Raw genomic sequence first — 14,771 nt, forward strand, 5'->3', positions numbered from 1 at the left:
CTGCGCAGAGCGCGGCGAAGTCGAGTCGTCGCGGCCGTCGCCGGCCTTGATGACGCCCTGCTGCTGCTTGGCCCAGAGTGCCTCGGCGGCGTGGAGCGCTTCGGCTGCCATCGCCGGATCGCTCTGGGCAAGCGCGCGGCTCGCACCGGCGAGCCCCGCCGCGACCATCAGGTTGTTGGCCGGAAGGTCGGTGGTGAACGCCCAGCGGTCGTCCTGCGCGCCCGAGGCGCCGTTCTTGCGCTCGGCGGGCTTGAGCGACGGATCATAGGTCAGCCCGTCGGTCTGCGAGCCGGCGTCGCCGAGATGCGCATATTGGCGCAGCGTCGGGTCGACGATCCCGACGATCGCGTGCCCGAACACCTTGTACTGCGCGAGCAGCTGCAGCGCGCCGTGGCGGATCTGCTGCAGCGAGTCCTCGACGCCGTCGGGCTTGCGGATCTCGACCGCGCGCGCCGCTTCGTCGACACTGGTTTCGTCCCAGTCGAGACCGAACAGCTCGCGGGCCCAGACCAGGTCGCGCACCACCATCGCGTTTTCGGGGGTTTGGATGTCATAGTCCCCGGCGTCCTGGAAGCCGCCCACGGCGAGGCCGGGGATATGCTCGCCGGCCTTGAAGGGCGAATCCAGGTTGGCGCCCATCTTGTAGCCGTCGAAATGCGTGATGTTGGGCGGTGCCTGGCGTGCGTCGTCGAGATGCGAGGGCGCCGACCAGACGCGATATTGCTCGCGGATGCCGACATGATCCATCTGCTCGGCGAGGAACGTGTCGAGCGAGGTCTGCCAGATGCGCGCATAGGCATCGGGCGCGATGCGGAACGGGTTGGTCGTGACGCCCGCATAGCGGATGGCGTAGATGCCGGGCGTGCGGACGCTAGAGAAGTCGAACGCCGCATAGTCGTAGCGGGTCCAGTGTCCGCGCGGCAGCGTGCGCGCGCGCAGCACCGGCTCTTCGCGGCCATCGGCGGTGAGCCGCACCAGCTCGGCCTCGGCCGGTGCCTTGAAGTGCGGATCCAGCTCGATCAGCGCTACCTTGGGCCGGTTGGGCGTATAGCCCGCCTGGTTGAACGAGACGACCGGCGCGCGCACCCAATCCTTGATGACATTGGGCCGGACATGCCAGACGATGGCATTCTCCTTCGCGCCCTCGGCGATCATCGATCGGACGACGAACCAGCCATTCTGCGCGCGCGCACGGGCATCATAGAGTGTCAGCGGGCCCTGATCGGAGGTGATGGTGACGCGGGTCATCGGGTCTTCGGGGGCCAGCGTGACCGATTTCCCGCCCGACGTCAGCGGCAGCGGGTCTCCCGAGCCGTCCTTGGCCATCGGGCCGGTCGGGTGGCGCGGGAACAGCCCGGGGGCGGCGTCCATCAGATAGGTCTTGCCGAAATAGGCGCTCGGCAGGAAATCGAGGTTGAAGCCGGCCTTGCCCACCAGCGCTGCGGGCAGCGGGCGATCGAGATCGACGGCGATGCGGAAGCCGTCGCCCTCGGCGGTGACCTTCACCGTATAGTCGAGCTTCACGTCCTTGTAGGTGGAACGGACCACCAGCTGGTTGGGCTCCGTGCCGCGGGTGCGGCTGACAAAGGCGGGGACGGGGGCCCATTGTTCGGGCGTCTTGTCGAGGCGCACCGCGCCATCGGTAGCGATGCGGTTGCCGTGCAGCACGATCTGGATGCCGGCATTCTTCTCGTCGAAGAAGATCGGGCTGAACTGGTTCTGGTCGGCGATGACCGTCAGGCCCTGCCTCTCGAGCGTATCCGCCGGCGTGAGCGTCAAGGATTGGGCCATGGCCACGCCCGAGACGGCGGCCGCTGCCGAGGCGAGCAAGGCGGACAGAACCTTACGGTGCATGCATCTCTCCTGTGATTTTATCGTTGCCGGTGTCGCGCTCGATGGGTGGGCAGCCGGTCGGAAGGGGGGCGGGCACGCGTATCGCCGCGCCTGTTTCTGCCAGCCACGCTTGGCCGCGCAGCCATGGATGCCGTGGAATCAGCCGCTGCCGGGTGTCCGTTCGCGGCGCATCGAAGCCGCTGGCGCCGGACTTCGGGCGTTGCACGGCCATCGCAGCGAAGTTGAGGCGCGCCGGTTCGTATCTTGGACGATCGCATGCATGTCGACGCGCGACACAGCCCTTTTGCCAAATTCGCGAATCACGACCGCGCTCTCCTGATGGTTCTTGTTTTTTGCTATGCTAACGGTAGCGCTACCATTCGGCAATTAGATCCACGTTATCTTGCTTTCCTTGGCGCCGACTGATCGAACCCGCACATTTGCGAAAGCTTTAGGCAATGGTGGGCCGCCGCGCGCTTTCTTGCAGTGGCGGGATGGGCGCAAGTCAACATATTGCGCGTCCCGGCGCATCGACGGGGTTGCGCGGCGGCCGCATCCTTGACGAGGCGGGAGCCCTGGCGGCCTCGACCGAACCGAAGGCCTCGCAACCCGATGCATCTGCTTGCTTCCAACGGTTTGACGTGCCCGTGATTTGCTGCCAATTCCTCCCGCAACTGCGAAAGGCGCTGAGGTGCGGATCGTCATTGTCGATGACAGCGGAGCGCGCGCATCGGTCCTCGAAGAGGGACTGCGTGAGGCGGGCTATGACGATATCCATTTCGTGCCGCCGCGCGGTGCGTTCGTCGCCAGGATCGAGCGCATGGCACCCGACGTCGTACTCATGGATCTGGGTAGCCCGAGCCGCGACACGCTGGAGGAAATGCTGCTCGTGAGCCGCGCCCTTGCCAAGCCGATCGCGATGTTCGTAGACCAGTCCGACGACACGATGATCGGCGCGGCGATCGATGCCGGCGTGTCCGCCTATGTCGTGGACGGGTTGCGCAAGGATCGGGTGAAGCCGATCCTCGAACTTGCGGTGCGGCGGTTCACGGCCTTCTCCCGGATGCAGAACGAATTGGACGAGGCACGCACCGCGCTCGCCAACCGCAAGACGATCGACAAGGCCAAGGCGATCCTGATGCAACAGCGAGGACTAAACGAAGCCGATGCCTATGCGCTGCTGCGCTCGGCGGCGATGAACCAGGGCCGCCGGCTTGTCGACGTGGCCGAGGCGCTGATCACCGCCAGCAGCCTGCTCGGCGGAGGCGCGGCATGACCCCCGTCCGCGCCGCTTTCCTGCCGCTCACCGACAGCGCGGTGCTGGTCGCAGCGTATGAGAAGGGTTTCGCCGAGGCACAGGGCATTGATCTGGAACTGGTGCGGACCACCAGTTGGGCGACGCTGCGCGATCGCCTGGTCTATGGCCAGGTGCAGGCGGCGCAGATGCTGGCGCCGCTCGCCGTGGCGGTGACGCTGGGGCTGAGTCAGCAGCCGGCGGCGTTCTCCGCGCCGTTCAAGCTCAACAGCAACGGCAACATGCTGGTGATGTCCGGCGAGTTCGCCGCGGCGCTGGAGCAGAACCTGCCGGCGCGACTCGCCGACCCGCTCGGCACGGGGCACGACTTCGCCACGGCAATCGGGCTGTTCCGCCGCAAGCCGATCATCGGCATCGTCCACCGATTCTCCGGCCATGCGCTGATGCTGCGCTATTGGCTGGGCAGTGTCGGCATCGATCCCGATCGCGACGTGGTGCTGCGCGTGCTGCCGCCTTCGCTCACCGTCGAGGCAATGCGGCTGGGCGAGATCGACGGGTTCATCGCCGGTGATCCCTGGCCGGCGGCGGCGATCGCGCAGGGCCTGGCCGAGGCGGTCGCGATCGGCGCGCGGATCTGGCAGCGCGGCGTGGAGAAGGTGCTGGCGCTGCGCACCGACTGGATGGAGGCCAATGCCGAGACGGTAGACCGGCTGCTGGTGGCACTGGCGCATGCTGCGCGCTGGTGCGACGATCCCGCGAACCGGGGCGAACTGGCGGCATTGCTGGCGCGCCCCGCCTATGTCGGCGAACCGGCCGAACTGATCGAAGCCGGGCTGGCGGGGCAGGTGATCCCGCGCGCCGAAACGCCCGCCGTGGAGCAACTCGATTTCCTGCTGTTCCACCGCGAGGCGACGGCGTTTCCGTGGCGCAGCCAGGCGCTGTGGATCTACTCGCAGCTCGTTCGCTGGCACCAGGCGGAACCGAGTGCCGAGGCCGAGGCGGCGGCGGGCGCGGTGTTTCGTCCCGATGTGTATCGCCGCGCGCTGGGCGCGAGCGGCGAAGCGATGCCGGGCGCGAGCATGAAGCTGGAGGGCGCGGTGTCCGCGCCGATCGGAGTAGGGGCACATCGCGGCGCGCTGACGCTGGGGCCGGACCGCTTCTTCGACGGCCGCGTGTTCGATCCCGAGCGGTTGGAGGAGTATCTGGCGGGTTTCAGCCCAGGGCGAGCATAGCGCCTGCACTTGCGGTTATTGCCCGGGGGCGCAGGGCGTTGAAGATGGCAGAACGGCCGGTTACGCTGGGCCAGCATCTTTTCCAGGGAAGCGAAGTCGCCGGTCATGATGATCACCACGATCCTGTTGCTGGGTACTTCGTCCATAATCGACGATCCCGCCACGATCGGGCAGACCTGTCGGGTTCTCGAGGCTGCATATACTGCCGCGATCGAAAGCAACGTGCCGGCCTATCCGCAGACCATCGCGCCAGCCAGGCGCACGGTCGATCTCGGCACGTTTCACCGAGATTATAGGAATCAGCTGCCGCTGGACGACGGGGAATTCGGCGATCTTGTCAGCCGGCAACGTGGCTTCGCCGTTGACGGGTATCGACCGCTTTGTGTGCCGACGGCTGCCCCGATCGCCCGCGCGGACGCCGAAGGACATGCGCAATCCATCTCCTTCACAAGCCCGGTCTTTTCGAGCGACGGGCGCATCGCGGTGACCGAAATATCGTTCCGGCATGTGCCGTCCGGCTTTGGTTACGGCATGCTATGTATTGCGCGGCGCACGGGGCAGGCATGGTCGGCGCGATGCCTGGGCAGCTGGATCACCTGATCGCACGTTGAGAGACTGCGCAATTCGCACTTGCAGCAAGCCAAATTCCGCGCGATGATCCTCGAGTCGCGCAAGGAAGCGCGCCCATCGGGAGAGCACCCCAACGCCGGGGCATGCCTCCCCCTCTGAACGCAGCAAAGCCGCTGACCGGATTTCGCACCCATGCGAACGTCCGGCAAGCGGCTTTTTTCTTGTCCTTTTCAGATCGGCATTGGGGAAGTCACCATGGCAACGGCATTTCTGGATCGAAGCGTGCATCGAGCGACCAGCACGGCAAAAGACGGCAGCTTCTGGCGCAGCGGACATTTGCCGACGCTGGTGGCGGCCTTCCTCTATTTCGACCTCGCCTTCATGGTGTGGGTGCTGCTCGGGCCCTTGGCTCCGGAGATTGCCAGGACGCTGCACCTCACCGCCGCGCAGAAGGGGCTGATGGTCGCGACGCCGACGCTGGCCGGTGCGCTCCTGCGCGTCGTCAATGGCCTGCTCGTGGACCGCATCGGGCCCAAGCGCTCAGGCGCGATCAGCCAGATGATCGTGATTGGGGGGCTGCTCTCCGCGTGGCTGCTCGGGGTGAACAGCTTCAGCGGCACGCTGGCGCTAGGCGTAATTCTGGGCTTCGCGGGGGCGAGCTTCGCGATCGCGCTGCCGCTGGCCAGCCGCTGGTATCCGGCCGAGCACCAGGGCAAGGCGATGGGCCTCGCCGGAATGGGCAATTCGGGCACCGTGCTCGCTGCGCTGTTCGCGCCCGCGCTCGCCAAGCTGTTCGGCTGGAACGCGGTGCTGGGGCTGGCGTGCATTCCGCTCGGCATCGTCTTTATGCTCTATCTGGCGCTGGCCAAGGATGCACCGAACGCGCCCGCGCCGAAGACACTGGTCGAGTATCTGCACCCGCTGAAATCGGCCGATGCCTGGTGGCTGATGAGCTTCTACGCCGTTACGTTCGGCGGGTTCGTCGGGCTGGCGGCCTCGCTGCCGATCTATTTCACCGACCAGTTCAAGCTGACCACCATCGTCGCGGGCTATTGCACCGCGACCTGCGTGTTCGCGGGATCGCTGGTGCGGCCGCTGGGCGGCGCGCTGGCCGACAAGATCGGCGGCGTGAAGGCGCTTACCGGCGTGTTCCTGGTCGCCGCCGCGGCGCTGGCAGGCGTGAGTGTCGCGGCGACGCTGCCGGTGGCGCTCGGCTGCTTCGTCGTCGCGATGCTGGCGCTGGGCACCGGCAACGGATCGGTGTTCCAGCTGGTGCCGCAGCGTTTTCAGGCCGAGATCGGCGTGATGACCGGGCTGGTCGGCATGGCCGGCGGCATCGGCGGCTTCTACCTCGCCTCGTCGCTCGGCGTCGCCAAGCAGCTGGCGGGCAGCTTCGCGCCGGGCTTCCTGATCTTCGCCGGGCTGGCCCTGGTGGCATTGGCGGGGCTGATGCGGGTCAAGGCGTCGTGGCGCGCCCGCTGGACGAGCGGCGCGCGGATCTGATCGGAGAGGGAGGGCGGCGCGGCACGAACCGCGCCGCTCCATTCGGGGGCAATTTCCATGCGAATGATCTTCACCACGGCGGCCGCGCTGGCCGTCGCCGGCCCTGCTTGTGCCCAGGACATTGCGGTGAAGCCGCTGATCGAGGCGCGCAGCCGCCACGAGCATGTCGATCAGGACGGGCTCGACCCGTCGGCCGATGCCTGGACGCTGCGCGTGCGGGCCGGTGCCGAACTCAGCAGCGGCCTCTGGGCGGCGCTGGGCGAAGCACAGGGCAATCTGGCGCTGGCCGGCGATTATTATGACGGGCTGCACGGTGCCGCCACCCGGCCGCTGGTCGCCGATCCGCAGGATGTCGCGATCTACCGCGCACAGCTGCAATACCGGACAAAGCCGCTGACCGTTACCGCCGGGCGCCAGCGGATCGCGCTCGACGACGAGCGCTTCGTCGGCAATGTCGGCTTCCGCAACAACGCCCAGACCTTCGACGCGGTGCGCGCCGAGCTAGTGCCCCACAAGGGCGTGAAGCTCGACCTTACCTATGCCTGGGACGTACGGACCATCTGGGGCACCGATGGTCGGGGGGCGCGGCAGCGGGGCGTGGGCGGCGACAATCTGTTCGCCAATATCGGCGCGGCGACGCCCATCGGCACGCTGACCGGCTTCGCCTATCTGGTCGACCAGGACGAAGCCGAAGTGCAGGGCTATCGCCTCGCCAGCCAGACCTATGGAGGGCGGCTGGCAGGCAGCCGCGTGCTGGCCCCGAAGGTCAAGCTCAGTTACCAGCTGAGCTGGGCGACGCAGTCGGACTATCATCGCAATCCGAACCGCTACACCGCCGACTATTGGCTTGCCGACGCGACGCTGGACGTCCGCGGCTGGAAGCTGAACACCGGCTATGAGGTGCTGGGGGCAGACAAGGGCGCCGCGCTCACCAGCTTCCAGACGCCGCTCGGCACCAACTTCAAGTTCCAGGGCTGGGCCGACAAGTTCCTGACGACCCCGGCCAATGGCGTGCGCGACCTCTATGCCGGCGGCGGCTATGGCTGGACGAAACTGGGCAAAGTGGATGCGCTGACGCTGCAGGCGACGTGGCACCGCTTCGAGAGCGACCGGCTGGACCAGCATTATGGCGACGAGATCGACCTGCTCGCCACGGTGAAGGTGAAAAAGACGGCGTTTTCGGCGCGCTATGCCCGCTACGACGCGGACCGGCTGGCGACGGATACCAGCAAGTTCTGGTTGCAGGTGGACTGGAGCTATTGAGCGGAATCGCTTGAGCGAGTCCGCGAATCGGTTTATGTTGCAATGCGAAGGACAAGGCTGTCCTTCCCACATAGCCACGCCAGCCCGCCGATGGGCGCGACGTGGTCCTGTTGATGGCAAAGCCGCCATCCAGCGCTCGGTTCGAAAGATCCGGGCGCCGGATGGCGGCTTTTTTTCGTTTTGGAGCGAAGCGGATGGAGTTTCTCGAAGCCACGGCGATCCTCGCTGATGAAAGCCCGAACGGGGCGACCCCGGCGGCCGAGACGCGCCAGCATCTGGTGGTGATCGGCAACGGCATGGCCGGGTGTCGCGCCGTAGAGGAACTGCTGGCGCGCGACGGCACGCGCTTCCGGGTCACCATCTTCGGTGCCGAGCCGCATGTGAACTACAACCGCATCATGCTTTCGCCTGTGCTTGCGGGCGAGAAGTCGTTCCAGGAGATCGTGATCAACGATCATGACTGGTATGCGCAGCATGGCATCGAGCTGGTCGCGGGCGATCCCGTGGTGGCGATCGACCGCGCCGCGCAGACCGTCACGGCAAAATCCGGCCGCGTCACCGGCTATGACAAGCTGCTGATCGCCACCGGCTCCGATCCCTTCATCATCCCGGTGCCGGGGCACGACCTGCCCGGCGTGATCAGCTTCCGCGACATGGCCGATGTCGATGCGATGCTCGCCGCGGCGGGCGAGGGCGGCGATGCGGTGGTGATCGGCGGCGGTCTGCTCGGCCTGGAGGCGGCACACGGCCTGACCTTGCGCGGCATGAAGGTCACCGTGCTCCATTTGATGCCCACGCTGATGGAACGCCAGCTCGACGAGGCGGCGGGCTGGCTGCTCAAGTCGGCGCTGGAGGCGCGCGGGCAGACCATCCTCACCGGTGCGGACACCGCCGCCATCCTTGGCGACGAGAAGGTGGAGGGCGTGCAGCTAAAGGACGGGCGCGTCATCCCCGCCAAGCTGGTGGTGATGGCGGTGGGCATCCGCCCCTCGGTGAAGCTCGCGCGCGAGGCCGGGCTTGCGGTCGGGCGCGGCATCCAGGTCGACGACCATATGGTGACCAGCGACGCCAATGTGCTCGCGGTCGGCGAATGCGTCGAGCATGACGGGCAATGCTATGGGCTGGTCGCACCCTTGTGGGACATGTGCCGCAGCCTGGCCGACGGGCTGGTGGCTCGCGCCAATCCCTATCGCGGCTCGGTTACCTCGACCAAGCTCAAGGTCGCCGGGCTCGACGTGTTCTCCGCCGGTGACTTCTCCGGCGGTGCTGGCTGCGAGGACATTGTCCTGCGGGATGCGGCGCGAGGCATCTACAAGCGGGTGGTGCTGAAGGATGACCGCGTGATCGGCGCGGTGCTGTTCGGCGATACCAGCGACGGCGGCTGGTATTTCGATCTGCTCAAAAAGGGCGAGGACGTCGCCCCTATCCGCGACGTGCTGATCTACGGCCAGGCCTTCGCCTCGGGAGGGGGGCTGGCGGACCCTAAGGCGGCCGTTGCGGCGCTCTCGGACGATGCCGAGATCTGCGGCTGCAACGGCGTCTCCAAGGGGCAGGTGGTTGCGACGGTCCAGGGCGGCGCGTGCAGCCTTGATGCGGTGCGGGCCGGGTGCAAGGCCTCGGCCAGCTGCGGTTCCTGCACCGGCATCGTCGAGAACCTGCTGGCGCTGACGCTGGGCGAAGACGGGGTGCAAGCCGGCCCGAAGACGATGTGCAAATGCACCGGCTATGGCCATGACGAAGTGCGCCGCGCGATCGTCGAGCAGGGCATGCGCGCCATTCCCGAAGTGATGCAGACGCTGCACTGGTCGACGCCTGACGGCTGTTCCTCGTGCCGCCCGGCGCTCAACTATTATCTGCTCTGCGCGTGGCCGGGGGAGTATGTCGACGACCAGCAGAGCCGCTATGTCAACGAGCGGCTGCACGCCAACATCCAGAAGGACGGCACCTATTCGGTGGTGCCGCGGATGTGGGGTGGCGTCACCACGCCGCAGGAACTCCGCGCGATCGCCGACGTGGTGGAGAAGTACAATGCGCCGATGGTGAAGGTCACCGGCGGCCAGCGGCTGGATATCTTCGGCATCCGCAAGGAGGACCTGCCTGCGGTCTGGGCCGACCTGAACGCGGCGGGGATGGTCTCCGGCCATGCCTATGCCAAGGCGCTGCGCACCGTGAAGACCTGCGTCGGCTCCGAATGGTGCCGCTTCGGCACGCAGGATTCGACCGGGCTGGGCATCAAGCTGGAGCGGGGCTTCTGGGGCAGCTGGATGCCGCACAAATTCAAGATGGCGGTCTCCGGCTGCCCGCGGAACTGCGCCGAGGCGACGATTAAGGACTTCGGCGTGGTGTGCGTGGACTCCGGCTACGAGCTGCATGTCGGCGGCAATGGCGGCATCCATGTCCGCGCGACCGACCTGCTGGTCAAGGTCGCGACCGAAGAGGAGGCGATGCACTACGCCGCCGCCTTCGTGCAGCTCTACCGCGAGGAGGCGCGCTATCTGGAGCGCACCGCACCGTGGATCGAGCGGGTCGGGCTCGCCACCATCAAGGCGCGGGTGGTGGAGGACGAAGCGGGGCGCGACGCGCTCGCCGCGCGCTTCTGGCATTCGCAATCCTTTAGCCAGGACGATCCCTGGGCCGATCGCGTCGCCGGCGCCGATGCCGGCCTCCATCAGCCCCTTCTCGCCGCCGCGGAGTGATGTCCATGACCGACTGGATCGATATCGGCACGCTCGCCGACCTGCCGCTGCGGGGCAGCCGCAAGCTGACCCTGGGTGGCGAGCCGATCGCGGTGTTCCGCACCCATGACGATCAGGTTTTCGCGCTGATTGATCGCTGCCCGCACAAGGGCGGCCCGCTGAGCGCGGGTATCGTTCACGGCCATGCGGTGGCGTGCCCGCTCCACAATATGCGGATCGCGCTAGCGACGGGCGCGGCGATGGGCGAGGACACGGGCTGCACGCCGGTGGTGCCGGTGCGGCTGGAGGGCGTACGGATCCTGATCGCCATGCCGGTGCGGGCGGCGGCGTGAGGGGGGACTTTCAGATCCTCCCCGGCACGGGGAGGGGGACCGCCCGCGAAGCGGGTGGTGGAGGGGGCTCTCCACCAGCGATGTCCCGTGTGGAGGCCCCCCTCCACCAGCCTTCGGCTGGTCCCCCTCCCCGTGCCGGGGAGGATCTATGACCGTCCGCACCACTTGCGCCTATTGCGGCGTCGGCTGCGGGATCCGCGCGACCGTCACCGGCGAGCGCGCCGTCCGCATCGAGGGCGATCCCGAGCACCCTGCCAACCATGGGCGGCTCTGCTCCAAGGGTACGCATCTCGGCGACACGGTCGGGCTGGAGGGGCGCCTGCTTCACCCGATGATCGGCGACCGCCGCGCCAGCTGGGATAAGGCGCTCGACCTCGTCGCCCGCCGCTTCCGCGAGGCGATCGCCGAGCATGGGCCGGACAGCGTCGCCTTCTACGTCTCCGGCCAGCTGCTGACCGAGGACTATTACGTCGCCAACAAACTGATGAAGGGCTTCATCGGATCGGCGAATATCGACACCAATTCGCGGCTGTGCATGTCGAGCGCCGTTGCGGGACACATGCGTGCGTTCGGTGAGGACGTTGTCGCGGGCAGCTATGCCGACCTCGATGCCGCCGATTTGATCGTGCTGGTCGGATCGAACACCGCCTGGTGCCATCCGGTCGTCTACCAGAGGATCATGGCGGCACGCGCCGAGCGCGGTACCAAGCTGATCGTCATCGATCCGCGCCGCACCGAGACGGCGGAGGAGGCGGATCTGCATCTGGCGCTGCGCCCCGGCAGCGACGTGGCGCTGTTCAACGGCCTGCTCGCCCATTGTCGCGCCGAGGGGCTGGCCGACGCGACCGACCTCGACGTGCCCAAAGGCTTCTGGGAAGCGCTTGGGCGGGGGCACGACCTCTGGTCCACCGCCCAGACCTGCGACCTCGGGCCCGCAGACCTGCAGCGATTCTATCAGCTCTTCGCCCTGCATCCGCGCACCGTCACGCTGTTCAGCCAGGGCATCAACCAGTCGATCAGCGGCACCGACCAGGTCAACGCGATCCTCAACCTGCACCTCGCCACCGGCCGGATCGGCACGCCCGGTGCCGCGCCCTTCTCGATCACCGGTCAGCCCAACGCGATGGGCGGCCGGGAGGTAGGCGGGCTTGCCTCGACGCTGGCGGCGCATCGCGGCTTCGGCGCCGACGACATTGCCGATGTCGGCCGCTTCTGGGCCGCCGCGCGGATGGCGACCAAGCCGGGCCTCAAGGCGGTCGACCTGTTCCGTGCGGTGGGCGAGGGGCGGATCAAGGCGCTGTGGATCATGGCGACCAACCCCGCCGTTTCGATGCCTGATGCCGGACGCGTGCGCGAAGCGCTGGCGGCGTGCCCGTTCGTCGTCGTCTCCGACGTCATCGCCCAGACCGATACCAGCGTCCACGCCCATGTCCGCCTGCCCGCCGCCGCCTGGGGCGAGAAGGATGGCACGGTCACCAACTCCGAACGCGTGATCAGCCGGCAGCGCGCCTTTCTGCCGCTGCCCGGCGAGGCCAAGCCGGACTGGTGGATCGTCACCCAGGTCGCCCGGCGCGTGGGGTTTCGCACCGCCTTCGCCTATGATCGCCCGGCCGAGATTTGGCGCGAACATGCCCGGCTTACCGCCTATCGCAACGAGGGCGCGCGCATGCTCGACCTGCGGGCCAAGGCGGCGATCGGCAACGAAGCCTATGACGCGATGGCGCCCTTCTCGTGGAATCCGCAGCCTTTTGCTGACGGACGCTATTCCACCGGCGGCGGCCGCGCCCGGCTGATTTCGGTCGCACAGCGCCCGCTGGATGCGCCGCTGCGCGACTGGCCGATGACGCTCAACACCGGCCGCTACCGTGACCAGTGGCACACGATGACGCGGACCGGCCTTTCGCCGAAGCTCGCGCGGCACCGTGAGGAACCGCTGGTGGAGATCCACCCGCAAGATGCCGCCGCGCTGCACCTTGAGGACGGCGCGCTCGCACGGGTGACGACTCCGCAGGGCGAAAGCCTGTTCCGCGTTGCGCACGGGCCCGGCCAGCGCCGGGGCGAACTGTTCACGCCGATCCACTGGACCGACCAGCAGGCGCATGGGGGGCGCACGGGACTGCTCGCCCGGGATCTCGTCGATCCGCATTCAGGCCAGCCTGGCTTCAAGCTCTCGCCCGCGCGGGTGGCGCCTGTGGCGGTGGACTGGCGCGGCTTCCTGATCGTGCAGGGCGACGCACCGGCGCCGGAATGTCTGTGGGCGACGCGCGTGACGGTACCCGGGGGCGGGCTCTACGAACTGGCCGGCACCGGCGATCCAGCAGCGCTCGATCGGGTGCTGCCTCGCGGAGAGCGGGTCGAGGCGAGCGATCCCGCGCGCGGCACCCTCCGCGTGGGCGTCCTGCGCGACGGGCTGCTTGCTGCGGTGCTGTTCGTGACCCGCACCGGAGAATTGCCGAGCCGCGACTGGCTGATCGGCCAGCTTCACCAGCCGCAGGGCCCGCAGGTGCTCGCCGGCCGGGCGCCTGGGCGCAGGAGCGATCGCGGGGCGGTCGTCTGCGCCTGCTTCGACATCGGTCTGCACAGCATCACCGCCGCGATCCGCGACCAGAAGCTGCAGGATGTCGCCGCGATCGGGGCGGCCCTGGGGGCGGGGACTAATTGCGGATCATGCCGCCCGGCGCTTGCCCGCATTCTCAACGACATGCCAAAGGAGGCCGCGCATGGCTGACGAATTTCCCGCAGGCAGCGTCTGGCTGGTCGGTGCCGGTCCCGGCGATCCTGACCTGCTAACCCGCAAGGCCGAACGGCTGCTGCGTACCGCCACGATCGTCTTCTACGATGCGCTGGTGGGCGAGGGTGTCCTGGCGCTGGTCCCCGCATCGGTGCGGCTGGTGTCGGTAGGCAAGCGCGCCGGCCGGCATTCCAAGGAGCAGTGGACGATCAACGACCTGCTTGTCGCTGCAGCGCTGGCAGGCGAGCGGGTGGTGCGGCTCAAGGGCGGCGACCCCTCGATCTTCGGCCGCTCGATGGAGGAGAGTTCGGCGCTCGTCCAGGCGGGCGTGCAGGTGCGGATCTGCCCCGGCATCACCGCCGCCAGCGCGGCCGCGGCTTCTGCGGGCGTGTCGCTCTCGCTGCGCGGACTGGCGCGCCGGGTACAGTTCGCGACCGCGCACAAGCGCGGTGATGCGCCGCTGGATCTGGACTGGGCCGAGCTGGCGGACCCGCATTGCACCACCGTGTTCTACATGGGCCGCAGCGCGGCGGCGGAAATCAGCCGCAACCTTCAGGCGGCGGGGCTATCAGGCGCAACACCGGTGCTGCTCGCCTGCGACGTCAGTCTGGACAGCGAGCGGTTGCTGCATACACGTCTTGATCTTCTGCACATCGCAGTAGCGGGCTTCTCCAACGACCAGCCGACCCTCATCCTGGTTGGCGACGCGATTGCAGTTGCGAGCAGAGCGCCGATGGCGAACTATGCTATGGGCGCGGCCCGAGCTGTGACAACCTGATCAATGTCCGCTCTTGGGCAAGACTGCCGTCGGGTCCTGCCCGTTGGAACGACCGCTTAGTCCCAAGAAACGTCGACCAGCCTTCCGACGGCAGTCGACCATAATGCGTCGCTGGGCGAGAGGGCATGGAGCGGCGGCATGTTCCTAAACACGCCGGTCGCCAGAGACCGCCTCCCCTCCCAGCGGCAAGGTTCTTTCGAGTGCTACTCTGACGAGCCGGCCTTTGCCCGGATTATCCAGCACGCAGCGTTGAAAGCCGCATGTCCTTCGACAAGAAAGGCGGCAAACGCCGCATCGAGCGTCGCTATGACGTCGTCACGAAGCGCATCGTAGAGGTCTGGCAGGATCGCGCCAACGCGCCCCATTCGCCGACTGTAGGTAATGAGATCGCCTGCCGTGAGGCTACATGCCACATCTGTGGGCGTGATATCGACATCGCGCCACCCCGCAGCGGCCAGGATGCGAAAAATGTGGGTGGCATTCGCGAAGGCAAACTGGCCAGGTGCTTCGGGGTTGGCCTCGGGCTCATCCTTCCACCCGAGCAGCGGCCCCGCCGCGCGTTCCGCCGCCGTCATGAA

At 67.6% G+C, this 14,771-nt stretch carries 10 protein-coding genes and 1 pseudogene; 9 read left to right on the top strand and 2 right to left on the bottom strand.

Annotation, left to right across the window (positions count from 1 at the left end; genetic code table 11):
• Nucleotides 1–1,854: cellulase N-terminal Ig-like domain-containing protein (locus BM009_RS21885; protein WP_093298869.1), on the bottom strand; the 1,854-nt coding region annotated here is incomplete at its 3' end.
• Between the two features lie 670 nt (nt 1,855–2,524).
• Between BM009_RS21885 and BM009_RS21890 the strand changes: the two genes are divergently transcribed.
• From BM009_RS21890 to cobA, 9 genes are all read left to right on the top strand, one after another.
• Nucleotides 2,525–3,109, top strand: coding sequence for an ANTAR domain-containing response regulator (locus BM009_RS21890; RefSeq protein WP_093299763.1), 585 nt, complete (start codon nt 2,525–2,527; stop codon nt 3,107–3,109).
• Nucleotides 3,106–4,320: a CmpA/NrtA family ABC transporter substrate-binding protein gene (locus tag BM009_RS21895; RefSeq protein WP_093299766.1), complete on the top strand. Its 1,215-nt coding sequence runs from the start codon at nt 3,106–3,108 to the stop codon at nt 4,318–4,320. The genes BM009_RS21890 and BM009_RS21895 overlap by 4 nt, the downstream gene beginning before the upstream one ends.
• Nucleotides 4,321–4,425: 105 nt before the next feature.
• Nucleotides 4,426–4,920, top strand: a complete 495-nt coding sequence (locus BM009_RS21900) for a hypothetical protein (RefSeq protein ID WP_093299768.1) — start codon at nt 4,426–4,428, stop codon at nt 4,918–4,920.
• Nucleotides 4,921–5,145: 225 nt separating this feature from the next.
• Nucleotides 5,146–6,393, top strand: coding sequence for a nitrate/nitrite transporter (locus BM009_RS21905; RefSeq protein ID WP_093299771.1), 1,248 nt, complete (start codon nt 5,146–5,148; stop codon nt 6,391–6,393).
• A gap of 57 nt (nt 6,394–6,450) precedes the next feature.
• Nucleotides 6,451–7,656 carry an alginate export family protein gene (locus BM009_RS21910; RefSeq protein WP_093299773.1) on the top strand — a complete coding sequence of 402 codons (1,206 nt, stop codon included), beginning with the start codon at nt 6,451–6,453 and terminating at the stop codon, nt 7,654–7,656.
• Between the two features lie 194 nt (nt 7,657–7,850).
• The gene (gene nirB / locus BM009_RS21915) at nt 7,851–10,352 is read left to right on the top strand and encodes a nitrite reductase large subunit NirB (protein ID WP_093299776.1); all 2,502 of its coding nucleotides are present in this window, start codon (nt 7,851–7,853) and stop codon (nt 10,350–10,352) included.
• 5 nt (nt 10,353–10,357) lie between these two features.
• Entirely contained in the window at nt 10,358–10,684 is a 327-nt protein-coding gene (gene nirD, locus BM009_RS21920) for a nitrite reductase small subunit NirD (RefSeq protein ID WP_093299786.1), read from the top strand.
• A gap of 148 nt (nt 10,685–10,832) precedes the next feature.
• Entirely contained in the window at nt 10,833–13,412 is a 2,580-nt protein-coding gene (locus tag BM009_RS21925) for a nitrate reductase (protein WP_093299778.1), read from the top strand.
• Nucleotides 13,405–14,193 (top strand): uroporphyrinogen-III C-methyltransferase, encoded by a 789-nt coding sequence (cobA, locus tag BM009_RS21930; RefSeq protein WP_093299781.1) that lies wholly within the window; start codon nt 13,405–13,407, stop codon nt 14,191–14,193. Before BM009_RS21925 ends, cobA begins: the two co-directional genes overlap by 8 nt.
• Nucleotides 14,194–14,396: 203 nt before the next feature.
• Here the strand turns inward: cobA and BM009_RS22750 are convergent.
• Nucleotides 14,397–14,771 (bottom strand): annotated as a pseudogene (locus BM009_RS22750) (SAM-dependent methyltransferase); the annotation flags it as partial.

The organism is Sphingomonas sp. NFR04, from assembly GCF_900114095.1.
Taxonomy (GTDB): domain Bacteria; phylum Pseudomonadota; class Alphaproteobacteria; order Sphingomonadales; family Sphingomonadaceae; genus Sphingomonas.